Genomic DNA, 14,260 nt, shown 5'->3' on the forward strand with positions numbered 1-14,260 from the left:
CAGGCACACGGCCATTCAGCGGCGGATCGCCTCGATCACGAGGAGACGGGAGTCCTCGCGGACGGGAGTGCGGTCCCAATCGCCCCAGACGGCCCGGACGTCGAAACCCGAGCGGTCCAGCTGCTCGACGAGCGTGGCCTCGGACCGGAAGGTGAGGGTGAAGTCGTGGGACAGGTCTTCACCGTCCAGGAGGTTCCGGGATCGGAGGGTGACGGCGCCGTCGCCCGCTTCGGCGAGGTCCGTGTGGAGGAGTTCGAACGACTCCTGGAGTCTGCCGTGGGGAGTGTCCCGCTCCGTCGGGGCGGCCGAGGCCCAGGCTTCCCAGGCGCGGTCGGAGGGGTTGCGGCTCTCGAAGACGAGCAGCCCGCCGGGCCGGAGCGAGGCGTGGAGATCCGCCAGGGTGCGCTCCCACGCGCCGTCCGGGATGTGCTGGGCGACGTTCCCGCTCAGGACGGCGACGTCGTGCGCGCCGGGCGGGATGGAGCGGCTGTCCCCGAGGATCCAGTCGACCTGTTCGGCGCCGCGCCGCCTTTTCGCGAAGTGCAGCATCGCGGGAGAGGGGTCGACGCCGACCACCCGCCGGCCGGGCGCGGTGAAGGTGACCGTGAGGATCCCGGTGCCGCAGCCGAGGTCCAGCACCGCACGGGCGCCGGCATGGTCCACGAGGGAACGGTAGTAGTCGTGGTCCGGGCCATCCGGATTGTCGAGGTCGTACAGCTCGACGAGCCGTGGGTCGAGGTCGGCCATGCCTTCACGCTAACAAGGGGGAGTGGTGAGGGGAAGGCGGGGCCCTCGCCCCCGTGGGCCCAGCCGACTACCGCGTAGTCGGCTCCCCACGCTCGTACCTCCCTAGCGCCTCCCACTGTTCGCTTCGCTCACAGCGGGTCCCTCGGCGCCAGGGGCCCAGCACGGGCCCTCGCATGGGGACCCCTCCCCGACTACGCTTAGCACCGTGACTGAAGCGCTCAATGATTCCGCAACCGCCCCCGACTTCGACCTGAGGGACCTGCCCAAGGTCTCCCTCCACGATCACCTGGACGGAGGGCTGCGTCCCGCGACCATCATCGAGCTCGCCGCCGCCGTCGGGCACGACCTTCCTTCGACCGACCCGGTCGCACTCGGCCAGTGGTTCCGCGACTCCGCGGATTCCGGCTCGCTGGTCCGTTACCTCGAGACCTTCGACCACACCATCGCCGTGATGCAGACCCGTGAAGGCCTGATCCGCGTGGCGAAGGAGTTCGTCGAGGACCTGGCCGACGACGGCGTCGTCTACGGCGAGGTGCGCTGGGCTCCGGAGCAGCACCTGCAGAAGGGCCTCACCCTGGACGAGGTCGTCGAGGCCGTGCAGGAAGGCCTCGAAGCCGGCATGGCCGCCGTCGAGGAGTCCGGCCGTGAGATCCAGGTGGGCCAGCTGATCACCGCCATGCGTCACGCCGACCGTGGCCAGGAGATCGCCGAGCTCGCCGTCCGCCACCGCGACAAGGGCGCCGTCGGCTTCGACATCGCCGGCGCCGAGCTGGGCTTCCCGGCCTCGCGCTTCCGTGACGCCTTCACCTACCTCGCCGAGAACAACTTCCCGGCCACCGTCCACGCCGGTGAGGCCGACGGCCTGGCCAGCATCCAGTCCGCCCTGGTCGACGGCCGTGCGCTGCGCCTGGGCCACGGCGTCCGGATCGCGGAAGACGTCACGGTCGACTTCGAGGCCGACGAGGACGGCGAGCAGATCGGCATGGTGTCCTTCGGCACCCTCGCCGCCTGGGTCCGCGATCGCGGCATCGCGCTCGAGGTCTGCCCGTCGTCCAATCTGCAGACCGGCGCGATCGCGTCGTTCGGCGAAGACATCTCCGCACACCCGATCGACATGCTGTACCAGACGGGCTTCAACGTCACGATCAACACGGACAACCGCCTCATGAGCGGCGTCACGCTGACGGACGAGTTCAACCTCCTGGTCGAGACGTTCGACTACGACCTGGACGATCTGCTCGAGCTGACCCTCAACGCCGCCGAGGCCGCCTTCCTTCCGCTGGAAGAGAAGGAAGCCCTGGTGGAGTACATCAACGAGGCCTACGCCAACCTCGCCTGAGGACCGGCGGGAACCATGGAGACGACAGTGGGCGCGGGGGAGAGGACCGAGAGGCTCCTGGACTGCATCGCGGCCCTCCGCACCCACTGTCCCTGGACCCGTGCCCTCACCCATGAAAGTCTCCTCGAGTACCTGATCGAGGAGGCGCACGAGGTGGTCGAGACCGTCGAGGACGGCACGGCGGACCCCGCAGAACTGGCCCAGGAGCTCGGCGACGTGCTCCTTCAGGTGGTGCTGCACGCGAGGATCGCCGAGGAGGACGGCCGCTTCGCCTTCGCGGATGTCGCCGAGGGCCTCCGTCTCAAACTGGTGCGGCGCAATCCCCACGTCTTCCACCCGGACGGCAGCCTCCGGGAGAGCTTTCCGGCCACGGTCGAGGAGATCGAAGCCCGCTGGGACGCCGTGAAACGGGCGGAGAAGCCCCAGCGTGAGTCCGTTTTCGAAGGGGTCCCCGCGTCACTCCCCGCTTTGGCGCGAGCGGCCAAGCTGCTGTCCCGCGCCCGGCGCGACGGCGGCGCGCTGCTGCCCCCGCCGTCGGCGTCGCCGGTGCAGTGCGAGGACGAGGAGAGCCTGGGCGAGGTGCTCCTCGCGCTGGTCGCGGACGCTCAGGAACGGGGGCTCGACGCCGAACGGTCGCTGCGTGCCGCGCTGCGCCGTCGAGAGCCCCGCGAGGGTGTTTCTTGACGGTGTTTCTTCACACCGCGGGATGGCGGCGTCAAAAGTCCCGCCCCGGGAGGAATGCGCGGAGGCCCTGCGCTAGGCTTGTGGCGGGACGAGGCCGTCCTGCACCGCACGGCCCATCCACGACTGAGTGAGCGATGTGTCACACGGTGATACGTCAGCTGAAGAACAGGAGCTTTTCCATGGCGCTCATTGATGCCATCCACGCCCGCGAGATCCTCGATTCCCGTGGCAATCCGACCGTTGAAGTTGAAGTCCTCCTGAGCGATGGCTCCCTGGGCCGCGCCGCGGTTCCCTCCGGCGCCTCCACCGGCGAGCACGAAGCCGTGGAACTGCGTGACGGCGACAAGGGACGCTACCTCGGCAAGGGCGTCCAGCTGGCCGTTGACGCCGCGATCGAGCAGATCGGCCCGGCGCTGGAAGGCTTCGACGCCACGGACCAGCGCAGCATCGACGCCGCCATGATCGAACTGGACGGCACCCCGAACAAGGGCAAGCTCGGCGCCAACGCGATCCTGGGTGTCTCCCTGGCCGTCGCCAACGCCGCCGCCGCGTCCGCCGACCTCCCGCTGTACAAGTACCTGGGCGGCCCGAACGCCCACGTGCTGCCCGTGCCGCTCATGAACATCCTCAACGGTGGCTCCCACGCCGACTCCGATGTGGACATCCAGGAATTCATGATCGTCCCGCTCGGCGCCGAGACCTTCTCCGAGGGCCTCCGCTGGGGTGTCGAGGTCTACCACCACCTCAAGTCCGTGCTGAAGGAGAAGGGCCTGTCCACCGGCCTCGGCGACGAGGGCGGCTTCGCCCCGAACCTGCCGAGCAACCGTGCGGCACTGGACCTGATCCAGGAAGCCATCGTCAAGGCCGGCTACACCCCGGGCAAGGACATCGCCCTGGCCCTGGACGTCGCCTCTTCCGAGTTCTACAAGGACGGCGCCTACCAGTTCGAGGGCAAGCAGCTCTCCGGCGAGGAGATGAGCGCCTACTACGCGGAGCTCGTCGACGCCTACCCGCTGGTCTCCATCGAGGACCCGCTGGACGAGAACGACTGGGACGGCTGGAAGCACCTCACCGACACCCTCGGTGACAAGGTTCAGCTGGTGGGCGACGACCTGTTCGTCACCAACCCGGAGCGCCTCCGCGAGGGCATCGAGAAGGGCACTGCCAACTCCCTGCTCGTCAAGGTCAACCAGATCGGTTCCCTGACCGAGACCCTGGACGCCGTCTCCCTGGCCCAGCGCTCCGGCTACACCACGATCACCTCCCACCGCTCCGGCGAGACCGAGGACACCACGATCGCGGACATCGCCGTCGCCACCAACGCCGGCCAGATCAAGACCGGCGCCCCGGCCCGCTCCGAGCGCGTCGCCAAGTACAACCAGCTCCTGCGCATCGAGGAGGAGCTCGCCGACGCCGCCGTCTACGCCGGCCGCGCCGCCTTCCCGCGTTTCAAGGGCTAAAGCCCGGACGCTGTGCGGAACGGCGGTTATGGTTGAGGAACCATGACCGCCGTTCCGGCGTTTAACTCCCGGCAGATGACCGACCTGCCGGCACCACCCCCGACCGAACTTCCGAGGTGATCACCGTGGCCACCCGCCGCCCCAAGGTTCCGCGCGCGACACTGCTCGACGGCGGTTCCTCCGCGACGCGCAAGCCGGCGCCCCGGTCAGGCACGTCAGCCTCCGAGGAGTCCCGTTCGCACGGAGCCCGCCCGGCAGGACAGCAGGGCAGCACAGGACAGCAGGGCACAGGCCAGCGGTTGGAAGCCGAACGCACGGTCGCGGATTTCACGGCGAAGGCCCGGGAGAAGAGCGGCTCGGGGGCGGCGTCCACGGCGGCGAGGCCGGCGAGCGGTGGCGCGTCCGGCTCGGCCAAGCCGAAGCAGTCCGGGGCAGCGACCGGGGCGAAGTCCGCCAAGGCGGCCGGACCGGCGTCGTCGTCCGCAGCTCGGGGCGCGGGGAAAGCCGCCGCGGAACCCACGCCGGTTCCCGCGCGGGCGTTCTCCGGCCGTCTGCTGGCCCTCGGCCTGGTCATGCTCGCGATCACCGTCCTCCTGGCGCCCACGGTCAAGAACTGGTGGGATCAGCGCCAGCAGATCGCCCAGCTGCAGGAGGACATCCGGAACAAGCAGGCGGACCAGGACGAACTGCAGAAGCAGATCGTCCGCTGGCATGATCCCGCCTACGTCCAGCAGCAGGCCCGTGACCGCATTAACATGGTGATGCCCGGTGAGATCGGGTACTGGGTCTTCGGGAAGGAAGGCGGCACCGCCGGAGTGAGCGCTCCGGAGGGCACCACCGCTCCCGTGCCGGGGGACACCCCCTGGACCCAGAAGTTCCTGGACTCGGTCCGGGAAGCCACCAAGTAACACGACGTCCCTGGGCCCCGTGCCACAGGTCTGACCAGTCGCCTCTGAACAGTCGCAGTGAGGATTTCGAACATGAGCGCAACGGCGCACCAGCCCACCGGTGGCGAGGACCGCACGGTCACCGAACAGGACCTGGACACGCTGAGCCGTCAGCTGGGCCGTCCCGTCCGCGACGTCGTGGAGATCTCCGCGCGATGCGTGTGCGGGAATCCGCTCGTGGCGGCCACCGCCCCGCGGCTGGGCAACGGCACGCCGTTCCCCACCACCTTCTACCTGACGCATCCCGTCATCACCTCGGCCGTCTCCCGCCTCGAAGCGACGGGCCGGATGAACGAGATGAACGAACGTCTCGCGCAGGATCCCGAGCTGGCCGCCTCCCACCGCGCCGCGCACGAGGCCTACCTGGCGGCGCGTCGCGAGATCGGCCGCATCAGCGGCGTCGGGGAGGTCCCGGAGATCGATGGGATCTCCGCCGGCGGCATGCCCGAACGGGTGAAGTGCCTCCATGTCCTGGTGGGCCACTCGCTCGCCGCGGGCCCGGGCGTCAACGTCCTGGGTGACGAGGCCCTCGAGGGCATCGCCGAGTGGTGGACCGCGGACCGCTGCTCCTGCGACGGCGCCTGGGACACGAGCGGGCAGGCTCCCGCCGAGGACCTCAGCCGTCACGGCCCGCAGGGACGCCCCGATCTGGTCGGCCGTCCCGCGCCCCGCCGTTCCACCACGCGCCGTGTCGCCGCGATCGACTGCGGCACCAACTCCATCCGCCTCCTGGTGGCCGACCGCGACGCCAAGGGCCGTCTGGAGGACGTGGTCCGGGAGATGCGCGTCGTGCGCCTGGGTCAGGACGTGGACAAGACCGGCGAGTTCGCCCCGGAGGCGCTGGAGCGCACCTTCGCCGCGGCCGAGGAGTACGCCCGCCTGATCGCTGAGAACCCAGCCCCCGTCGGTGACTCGGCCGAGGACGGGACCGTCGCCCTCACCCCGGCCGACATCCGCTTCGTCGCCACCTCCGCGAGCCGCGACGCCCGGAACCGCCAGGTGTTCGTGGACGGCATCCGGGAGCGCCTCGGCGTCGAGCTTGAGGTCATCAGCGGTGACGAGGAGGCGTCGCTGTCCTTCGCGGGCGCCGCGAGCGTCCTGCCGCCGCGCGGTGAGGAACTGACCCTGGTGGTGGACCTGGGCGGTGGCAGCACCGAATTCGTTCTGGGCGACGACGACGGCGTGCGGGCGGCCCGCAGCGTGGACGTCGGCTGTGTGCGGCTCACCGAGCGCCACCTCCGCAGCGACCCGCCCACCGCCGAGGAGACCGCCTCCGCGGAAGCCGATGTGAACGCGGCCCTCGACCTCGTGCTCGAGACCGTCCCGCTCGGCCGCGCGAGCGCCGTCGTCGGCGTGGCGGGTTCCATCACCACCATCACCGCGCACGCGCTGGGCCTGGAGCAGTACGACTCCGGCCGGATCCACGGCGTGCACCTGAGCTTCGCCGAGCTGCGCCGCGCGTGCGACAGCCTGCTGGCGATGACCCGTGACGAGCGCGCCGCGCTCGGGTTCATGCACCCCGGCCGGGTCGACGTGATCGGCGCCGGAGCCCTGGTGTGGCGGACGGTGCTCGGCCGGCTCGAGGACCTCAGCGAGGGGCGTCTTCAGGAGGCCGTGACCAGCGAACACGATATTCTGGACGGAATCGCCCTCAGCATCGCCTGAGGGGCTTCGCCCGGGACGGCCGGTTGCGGGAGTGACTGGCCGGACCCCGAGACGGAACGACGGGAGCACATGAGGGCACAAGACGCGCACCGCGCACGAGGACGGGGCTGGTGTGTCCGGGTCCTGTCGACGGCGCTGGTGCTGACCATCGCGGCATCACTCTCCCTGGCGGCCCCCGCCCAGGCGGACAGCATCCGGTCGGGTGAGTACTGGCTGGACGGTTATGGCGTCACCAAGGCCTGGAAGGAGAGCCGCGGGGCCGGGGTCAAGGTCGCGATCATCGACTCCGGCATCGACACGGCGCACCCGGATCTCAAGGGTTCCGTGGTCGAGGGGACGGACGTCTCGGGCGCCGGGAACGCCGGGGGCACCAAGAGCATCGGCGCCAAGCCGGAGCACGGCACGCTCGTGGCGAGCCTCCTGGCCGGCCGCGGGCACGGCACCCGGCCGAAGCCTTCGCCGTCGCCGTCCGCTTCCAAGCCCGCGGCGCCCACCGTGCAGAACATGGGCGCCGGTCCGGACGGCATGGTGGGCGTGGCCCCCGAAGCGCAGCTTCTCTCCGTTTCCACGTGGCTCGGCTCGCCCAACCCGGCGGGCAAGTCGGACGAGGATCAGATCCCCGAGGCTGTGCGCTGGGCCGTGGACCACGGTGCGAAGGTCATCAACATCTCGCTGGGCAGCTCCTCCCCGGACTGGCCTCAGAGCTGGGACGCCGCGTTCCTCTACGCGGAGCAGAAGGACGTGGTGGTCGTGGCGGCCGCCGGGAACCGGGGGAGCGGCAACCTCCAGGTGGGCGCTCCCGCGACCATCCCCGGCGTCGTGACGGTGGCCGGTCTCGACCGGAAGAACATCGCCAGCCAGGATTCGTCCTCGCAGGGCATCAGCATCGCCGTGGCGGCGCCCGCGGAGGAACTGGAGGGCGCTCTGCCGGGCGGCGGGTACGCCACCTGGAGCGGGACGTCCGGCGCCGCGCCCATCGTGGCGGGCGTGGCCGCACTCATCCGGTCGAAGTACCCGGACATGAGCGCCAAGCAGGTCATCAACCGGATCGTCACCACCGCGAAGGACGTGGGGGAGCCCGGCCGCGATCCGCTCTACGGCTTCGGCGTCCTGGACGCGGAGAAGGCGCTCACGGCCGAGGTGCCGGAGGCGCAGAGCAATCCGCTGGGCAGCATCTCGGAGTGGATCCGGGTGCACCGGCGCGGCGGGGAGCCGACCCGGAAGCCTCCGGCGGGGGCCGGCAATCTCATGCCTCAGCCGACCGCGAGCGACGCGGCCCCGCCGGTCGCGCAGAGCGCGGACGGGCTCGATTCGGCGCTGCCCGCCACGCTCGTCCTGGGATTCTCGGTGGTCCTGCTGGCCATGCTGGTGGCCGCGGTGCTGCACGTCCGCGCAGTGGGCCGAAGGGAGAACGGCGAGGCAGCTCCCGGGGCTCCGGGGGAGGGTGGCGACACCACGGCGGCGCCTGGAGGCGAGGCCGGCGGCGCCCCTGCCGCCACCCATGAGGACGTGTCCGAAAAGACCTCCGGAGGGCCGCCCGCCGGGAGCTGATCGGTCCCGTTCGCACTATGTGAATGTTTTCACAAACTGCGCTATCCTGAGGGTATGGCAATCACTCAGCAGCCCCTTGCTCCCCAATTGCAGGACCGCCCGCGCGTTCTCGTCGTCGGCGGCGGCTACGTCGGACTGTACGTAGCGCTCAAGCTTCAGAAGAAGATCGCGAAGGCCGGTGGCATCGTCACCGTCGTCGATCCGCTTCCCTACATGACCTACCAGCCGTTCCTGCCCGAGGTGGCCGGCGGCAACATCGAGGCGCGCCACGCGGTGGTCTCCCACCGTCAGCACCTCAAGGAGACCGAGCTCATCCAGGGCCGCGTCACCGCGATCGACCACGCCAACCGCAAGGCCGTCGTGGCCCCCGCGGACGGTGGCGCTCCGTTCGAGATCCCGTACTTCGACGTCGTGCTGGCCGCCGGCGCCATCACCCGCACCTTCCCGATCCCGGGTCTGGCGGACAAGGGCATCGGCCTGAAGACCATCGAAGAGGCCGTGGCCCTGCGCAACCAGGTCCTCAACAAGATCGAGCTGGCCTCCACCATGACCGATCCCGAGAAGCGCAAGGCCGCTCTGACCTTCGTGGTCGTGGGTGGCGGCTTCGCCGGCATCGAGGCGATCACCGAGCTCGAGGACATGGCCCGTCAGGCCGTCCGCGACAACCCCCGCGTCGACCAGAGCGAGATCCGCTTCGTGCTGGTCGAGGCCATGGGCCGCATCATGCCCGAGGTCACGGCCGAGCAGGCCGAGTGGGTCGTCGAGCACCTGCGCAGCCGCGGCATCGAGGTGCTGCTGAACACGTCCCTGGCCGACGCCGAGGACAAGCTCAAGCTCATCAACATGGCGGACAAGTCCCCGGCCGGCGAGTTCGCCGCGGACACCCTCATCTGGGCCGCCGGTGTGCAGGCCAACCCGATGGTCCGTTCCACCGACTTCCCGCTCGAGCCCCGCGGCCGCGTCCGCGTGCTGCCGGATCTCCGCATCGCCGGTGACGAAGGCATCATCGAGAACGCCTGGGCCGCAGGTGACGTCGCCGCCGTCCCGGACCTCACGGGCAAGGGCCTGCCGGACGGCACCTGCGTGCCGAACGCTCAGCACGCGCTGCGCCAGGCCAAGGTCCTCGCCAAGAACCTGTGGGCCTCCCGCTGGGACAAGCCGATGCACGACTACAAGCACAAGAACCTCGGCGCCGTGGCCGGTTTCGGCTCCTGGAAGGGTGTCGCGAACATCAACCTGCTCGGCCGCATCGGCCTCAAGGGCTGGCCGGCCTGGCTCGCCCACCGTGGTTACCACGGCATGGCGATGCCGACGTTCGAGCGCAAGTTCCGCGTGGTCGGTGGCTGGTTCCTGAGCCTGTTCGCGGGCCGTGACGCCACTCAGCTCGTGGACCTGGACAACCCGCGTGGCGCGTTCGAGGCCGCCGCTCGTCCGGCCCCGAAGCCGGCTGAACCGGCCGCCAAGTAAGTCCTCGGCCTCCGTGAGGAGGCCCGGCTGCCGCTTGCCAGCGCTCGACGGCGCCGCTCACCGAGAAGGTGGGCGGCGCCGTCGTCGTTTCCGGGGATTTTCCTGTCGCCTTGGTTTGCGTGCTCAGTTGTTGCGGGTGTGCGGCTTCGGAACCCGCAACAACTGAGCACGCAAGTGCCGACGGCGGCGGCGCACCGCCGTGGCACGGATAAGATGGATCCGCGCCCCAATAGCCCAATTGGCAGAGGCAGCGGACTTAAAATCCGCTCAGTCAGGGTTCGAGTCCCTGTTGGGGCACCAACAATGTCCCGCGTGCGACCATGAGGTCATGGCGAGACGGTACGAACAGCTCACAGACCAGTTGACGGACTTCATTCGCGAACAGCAGATGTTCTTCGTCGCGACGGCGGCACGGGACGGGCGGGTGAATGTCTCGCCCAAAGGGCTGGATTCCCTGAGGGTCCTGAGTCCGGACCGCGTGGTGTGGCTCAACGGCACCGGCAGCGGCAATGAGACCGCTGCCCATCTGCGCGATACGCCACGGATGACGCTCATGTTCTGTGCCTTCACTGCCAAACCCAGCATCCTTCGCCTGTATGGCTCAGCGAGAGCCGTGCATCGGGGTGACCCGGAGTGGGATGGTCTGGTGGCGTTGTTCCCTCCGTTGCGGGGCGCGCGCAACGTGTTCGATCTGAAGATCGAGATGGTGCAGACATCCTGTGGGTTCGGGGTGCCACTCTACGAATTCCAGGAACAGCGGCCGTTGATGGATTCCTGGGCGGAACGAAAGGGTGAGGACGGTCTGGTCGCGTACCAGCAGGAACATAACCGTTTCAGCATCGACGGGTTCTCGACAGGGCTCCCCGAAGTGGAGCGCACGAGGGACGCGTGACGGGAGGAAGCACATGCCGCCGACGCCCCCCGGCCCTGGTCATCCGGAACCCGCCGTCTTACGATGACAGTCCGTGGCCTCGTCCGGGCGGAAACCCGGCCTCCTGGGCCCCGGAGACCGGTGCCGTGTCGTCGGCGCCACCCCATCCGACCTTCCGGAGGTGAGGGCATGGCCGCCCGTTTCGTGTACTGGATGAATGTTTCGCTGGACCTGATGATCGAGGGCGAGCCGGGGGAGGAGGGCGGCGGCGACTGGATGCGCATCGGCGAGTCCCTGCACCGTGAGTTCAACGCGAGGGCCCGGGGCCTCAGCATGGACGTCTCCGGCCGGGTCATCTACGAGACCATGGAGTCGTTCTGGCCGAAGGCCCGGACCGACACCTCCTTGCCTGACTTCATGCGCGAATACGGCGAGATCTGGACGGACGTCCCGAAGGTGCTCGTTTCCCGCACCCGCACCAGCGCCGAGTACAACACCCGCATCATCGGCGGGGACGATGCGATCACCCAGCTGGCAGCGCTGCGGGCGGAGGAGAGCGGCGACATCGGCGTCGGCGGCGCCACCCTCGCCACTCAATTACTGAACGCGCACCTTCTGGACGAGGTCATGCTGTTCACGCACCCGGCGATCCTGGGCCGTGGGCGCCCGCTGTTCGACCAGGTGGACGAACCGCTGGAACTCGAGCTGCTGGAACAAGCCTCCTTTGAAGCGGGCGTCACCTTGCACCGCTACGCCGTTCGCGGAGCGCTTCCGGTGGACTAGGAACCCGGGCCTAACCCTGTGCGGGAGGCGGCGAGGTGCATCGCCGTCTCCCGCACAGGGGCGGAAACAGGGATCAGCCGTTGAAGGTCGCCGGGTGGGGACCGGTGCGGCCGTCCTTCTCCAGGGCGTCGATCGCGCTGAGCTCCTCGGCGCTCAACTCGAAACCGAAGACGTTCAGGTTCTCTGCGATGCGCGACGGCGTGACGGACTTCGGGATCACGATACGGCCCTGCTGGAGGTGCCAGCGCAGGATCACCTGGGCGGGGGTGCGGCCATGGGCTTCAGCGATCGCCAGCACGGACAGGTCCTGCAGCGCCGCGCCCTGGGCCAGAGGGCTCCAGGCTTCGGTGGCGATGCCGTGCTCGGCGCCGAAGGCCTGGACCGCGCGGTTCTGCAGGGCCGGGTGCAGCTCCACCTGGTTCACCACGGGGACGACCGTGGCCTCGGCGAGCAGCTGCTCCAGCTGATCCGGCTCGAAGTTCGAGACGCCGATCGCCCGGACGCGACCGTCGGCGTACAGCTTCTCGAGGGCCTTCCACGTGTCGATGAAGCGGCCGTTCGCGGGGGCCGGCCAGTGGATCAGGTAGAGGTCCAGGTAGTCCAGGCCCAGCTTCTCCAGGCTCGCGTCGTAGGCGGCGAGGGTCTCCTCGAAGCCCTGGTCCGCGTTCCACACCTTGCTGGTGACGAACAGTTCGCCGCGGTCGATGCCGGAGTCGGCGATCGCCTGGCCGACGCCGCGCTCGTTGCCGTAGATGGCCGCGGTGTCGATGCTGCGGTAACCGGCCTTGAGCGCTTCGGCGACGGCCGCCGTCGTCTCCGCGTCCGGGACCTGGAACACGCCGAAGCCGAGCTGCGGCATCTCGATGCCGTTGTTCAGGCTGATGGTGGGGATGGTGGTCATCGTGTCGTCCTCCTGGGAGTTGGATGGTTCGGCGGGCTCAGGCGGTGGCCGGAGCCTGCTCGGGTTCGGTGGAGAGGGTGGCGGGCTGTTCCCGCCGGGCTTTCAGGGCGGCGACGATCATGATGATCAGCGCCGGGACGGTGATCAGCGCGCCGGTCCAGACGGGGGAGGCGTAGCCGAGCCCGGCGGAGATCGCCAGACCGCCGGCCCAGGCGCCGAGGGCGTTGCCCACGTTGAAGGCGCCGATGTTCGCGCCGGACGCCAGGGTGGGCGCGCCGCCCGCGTAGTGCATGATGCGGGACTGCAGTCCGGGGACCGTGCCGAAGCCGAAGCCGCCCATGACGAACAGCGCGACGGCGGCGACCCACGGGATCGAGGCGAGGAACCCGAAGAGCACCAGGGTCACGAGCAGGCCGGCCACGAAGAAGATCAGCGTCTTGTCGATGTCACGATCGGCGAGCTTGCCGCCGATCCAGTTGCCGACGAACAGGCCAGCGCCGGAAAGCATCAGGAGCCACGGCACGGCGCTGCTCGGGTAGCCGGAGATCCCGGTGAGCGTGTAGGCCATGTAGGTGAAAGCGCCGAACATGCCGCCGTAGGCGAGGATCGTGACGAGCAGCGAGAGCCAGACCTGTCCGCTGCGGAACGCGGTGAGCTCGTGGCGCAGGCTGGGCGCCTTGCCGTCCTGATGCAGCGCCGGCACCAGGAATGCGATGCCGATGAAGGCGACGACGCCGGTGGCGGAGATGACCCAGAAGGTCGAGCGCCAGCCGAACTGCTGGCCCAGCAGCGTCCCGAAGGGCACGCCGAGCACATTGGCGGCAGTCAGACCGGTGAACATGATGGCCACGGCCTGGGCCTTCTTGGCGGGTGCCACGAGACCGGAGGCGACCACTGCGCCGATGCCGAAGAACGCGCCGTGGCAGAGCGCCGCGAGGATGCGGCCGGTCAGCATGACCCCGTAGCTCGGGGCGATCGCGGAGAGCGTGTTGCCGACGATGAAGAGGATGAGGAGCCCGAGCAGCACGGGCTTGCGGGGAAGCCGGGTGGTAGCGGCGGTGAGAAGTAGTGCGCCGACGGTGACGGCGAGGGCGTATCCGGAGATCAGCCATCCGGCGGTTGCTTCGGAGACGCCGAAGTCGGTGGCGACCTCGGGCAGCAGCCCCATGATGACGAACTCGGTCAGCCCGATCCCGAAGGCGCCGACGGAGAGCGCGAGAAGACCGATAGGCATGGTGGTGAACACTCCTGCTAGACTGAATTTAGTTGCAAGCGCTGGTTATTTCACTTGCAGATGCAATAGTTGCACACGCAAGCAAGCGATGCAAGCCGAGCCTTCAGGAGGTCCCCATGAGCATTGACGACGACGCCGTCGAAGTGCGCGCCCAGGGATGGCGCACCCTCGCCGCACTGCACGGTGTGATCGAGGCCGGTCTGGAGCGCGCCCTCAGTGACGAGGTAAAGCTCTCCGTGGTCGAATACACCGTCCTCGACGCGCTGAGCCGGCAGGACGGCTGGCACATGCGCATGCAGCAGCTCGCCCGTGCCACGGCGCTGAGCGCCAGTGCCACCACGCGCCTCGTGACCCGGCTGGAGGACCGCGGCCTGCTGACCCGGATCCTCTGTGCGGACGACCGCCGGGGGATCTACACCGAGCTCACGGCCGCGGGCCGCGAGCTGTATGAGAGGGCGAAGCCCGTCCATGACGAGGCGCTCGAACGCATCCTGGGCGACGCCGGCGAGCACCAGGAGCTGGCGGCGCTGGTCGCCGCGCTGCACGAGGTGTCCCGCGCGAACGCCTGAACGCCACCTCGTGACGGAGCCGGTTCGTGACGGGGCCGGTTC

General features: G+C 69.4%; 13 protein-coding genes and 1 tRNA gene. 11 read left to right on the top strand and 3 right to left on the bottom strand.

The features are described 5' to 3' along the window. Window positions 1-15: 15 nt before the first annotated feature. A complete protein-coding gene (locus tag P9849_RS03985; protein ID WP_278268404.1) occupies window positions 16-747 on the bottom strand; it encodes a class I SAM-dependent methyltransferase in 732 nt (243 codons plus the stop codon). A 205-nt stretch (window positions 748-952) separates the two neighbouring features. Between P9849_RS03985 and P9849_RS03990 the strand changes: the two genes are divergently transcribed. From P9849_RS03990 to P9849_RS04035, 10 genes are all read left to right on the top strand, one after another. After that, a complete protein-coding gene (locus P9849_RS03990) occupies window positions 953-2,086 on the top strand; it encodes an adenosine deaminase (protein WP_278268405.1) in 1,134 nt (377 codons plus the stop codon). Between the two features lie 15 nt (window positions 2,087-2,101). Further along, entirely contained in the window at window positions 2,102-2,770 is a 669-nt protein-coding gene (locus P9849_RS03995; protein ID WP_278268406.1) for a MazG nucleotide pyrophosphohydrolase domain-containing protein, read from the top strand. A 179-nt stretch (window positions 2,771-2,949) separates the two neighbouring features. After that, on the top strand, window positions 2,950-4,230 hold the full coding sequence (eno, locus tag P9849_RS04000; RefSeq protein WP_278268407.1) for a phosphopyruvate hydratase: 1,281 nt from the start codon (window positions 2,950-2,952) through the stop codon (window positions 4,228-4,230). Between the two features lie 125 nt (window positions 4,231-4,355). After that, the gene (locus tag P9849_RS04005) at window positions 4,356-5,138 is read left to right on the top strand and encodes a septum formation initiator family protein (protein WP_278268408.1); all 783 of its coding nucleotides are present in this window, start codon (window positions 4,356-4,358) and stop codon (window positions 5,136-5,138) included. Window positions 5,139-5,210: 72 nt separating this feature from the next. Next, window positions 5,211-6,842 (top strand): DUF501 domain-containing protein, encoded by a 1,632-nt coding sequence (locus P9849_RS04010; RefSeq protein ID WP_278268409.1) that lies wholly within the window; start codon window positions 5,211-5,213, stop codon window positions 6,840-6,842. Window positions 6,843-6,911: 69 nt separating this feature from the next. After that, a complete protein-coding gene (locus tag P9849_RS04015) occupies window positions 6,912-8,393 on the top strand; it encodes a S8 family serine peptidase (protein WP_278268410.1) in 1,482 nt (493 codons plus the stop codon). 54 nt (window positions 8,394-8,447) lie between these two features. Beyond that, window positions 8,448-9,860, top strand: a complete 1,413-nt coding sequence (locus P9849_RS04020; protein ID WP_066214499.1) for an FAD-dependent oxidoreductase — start codon at window positions 8,448-8,450, stop codon at window positions 9,858-9,860. A gap of 223 nt (window positions 9,861-10,083) precedes the next feature. Continuing rightward, window positions 10,084-10,160, top strand: a tRNA-Leu gene (locus tag P9849_RS04025). 28 nt (window positions 10,161-10,188) lie between these two features. After that, window positions 10,189-10,752 carry a pyridoxamine 5'-phosphate oxidase family protein gene (locus P9849_RS04030; protein ID WP_278268411.1) on the top strand — a complete coding sequence of 188 codons (564 nt, stop codon included), beginning with the start codon at window positions 10,189-10,191 and terminating at the stop codon, window positions 10,750-10,752. A gap of 168 nt (window positions 10,753-10,920) precedes the next feature. Next, window positions 10,921-11,514, top strand: a complete 594-nt coding sequence (locus P9849_RS04035) for a dihydrofolate reductase family protein (protein ID WP_278268412.1) — start codon at window positions 10,921-10,923, stop codon at window positions 11,512-11,514. A gap of 73 nt (window positions 11,515-11,587) precedes the next feature. Here the strand turns inward: P9849_RS04035 and P9849_RS04040 are convergent, their stop codons facing one another. Together P9849_RS04040 and P9849_RS04045 are read right to left on the bottom strand one after the other, a co-directional pair. Beyond that, window positions 11,588-12,415 (bottom strand): aldo/keto reductase, encoded by an 828-nt coding sequence (locus P9849_RS04040; protein ID WP_278268414.1) that lies wholly within the window; start codon window positions 12,413-12,415, stop codon window positions 11,588-11,590. A 37-nt stretch (window positions 12,416-12,452) separates the two neighbouring features. Further along, window positions 12,453-13,649 (bottom strand): MFS transporter, encoded by a 1,197-nt coding sequence (locus tag P9849_RS04045; protein WP_278268415.1) that lies wholly within the window; start codon window positions 13,647-13,649, stop codon window positions 12,453-12,455. Between the two features lie 116 nt (window positions 13,650-13,765). Between P9849_RS04045 and P9849_RS04050 the strand changes: the two genes are divergently transcribed. Next, on the top strand, window positions 13,766-14,218 hold the full coding sequence (locus tag P9849_RS04050) for a MarR family transcriptional regulator (protein ID WP_278268416.1): 453 nt from the start codon (window positions 13,766-13,768) through the stop codon (window positions 14,216-14,218). The last annotated feature ends 42 nt before the right edge of the window (window positions 14,219-14,260 follow it).

The organism is Arthrobacter sp. Y-9 (assembly GCF_029690065.1).
GTDB lineage: Bacteria > Actinomycetota > Actinomycetes > Actinomycetales > Micrococcaceae > Arthrobacter_E.

Excerpts from the sequence above, each read along its gene's own strand:
- P9849_RS03985 (WP_278268404.1), bottom strand. The coding sequence starts at position 747 with ATGGCCGACCTCGACCCACGGCTCGTCGAGCTGTACGACCTCGACAAT.
- P9849_RS03995 (WP_278268406.1), top strand. The coding sequence starts at position 2,102 with ATGGAGACGACAGTGGGCGCGGGGGAGAGGACCGAGAGGCTCCTGGAC.
- eno (WP_278268407.1), top strand. The coding sequence starts at position 2,950 with ATGGCGCTCATTGATGCCATCCACGCCCGCGAGATCCTCGATTCCCGT.
- P9849_RS04010 (WP_278268409.1), top strand. The coding sequence starts at position 5,211 with ATGAGCGCAACGGCGCACCAGCCCACCGGTGGCGAGGACCGCACGGTC.
- P9849_RS04015 (WP_278268410.1), top strand. The coding sequence starts at position 6,912 with ATGAGGGCACAAGACGCGCACCGCGCACGAGGACGGGGCTGGTGTGTC.
- P9849_RS04020 (WP_066214499.1), top strand. The coding sequence starts at position 8,448 with ATGGCAATCACTCAGCAGCCCCTTGCTCCCCAATTGCAGGACCGCCCG.
- P9849_RS04030 (WP_278268411.1), top strand. The coding sequence starts at position 10,189 with ATGGCGAGACGGTACGAACAGCTCACAGACCAGTTGACGGACTTCATT.
- P9849_RS04035 (WP_278268412.1), top strand. The coding sequence starts at position 10,921 with ATGGCCGCCCGTTTCGTGTACTGGATGAATGTTTCGCTGGACCTGATG.
- P9849_RS04040 (WP_278268414.1), bottom strand. The coding sequence starts at position 12,415 with ATGACCACCATCCCCACCATCAGCCTGAACAACGGCATCGAGATGCCG.
- P9849_RS04045 (WP_278268415.1), bottom strand. The coding sequence starts at position 13,649 with ATGCCTATCGGTCTTCTCGCGCTCTCCGTCGGCGCCTTCGGGATCGGG.
- P9849_RS04050 (WP_278268416.1), top strand. The coding sequence starts at position 13,766 with ATGAGCATTGACGACGACGCCGTCGAAGTGCGCGCCCAGGGATGGCGC.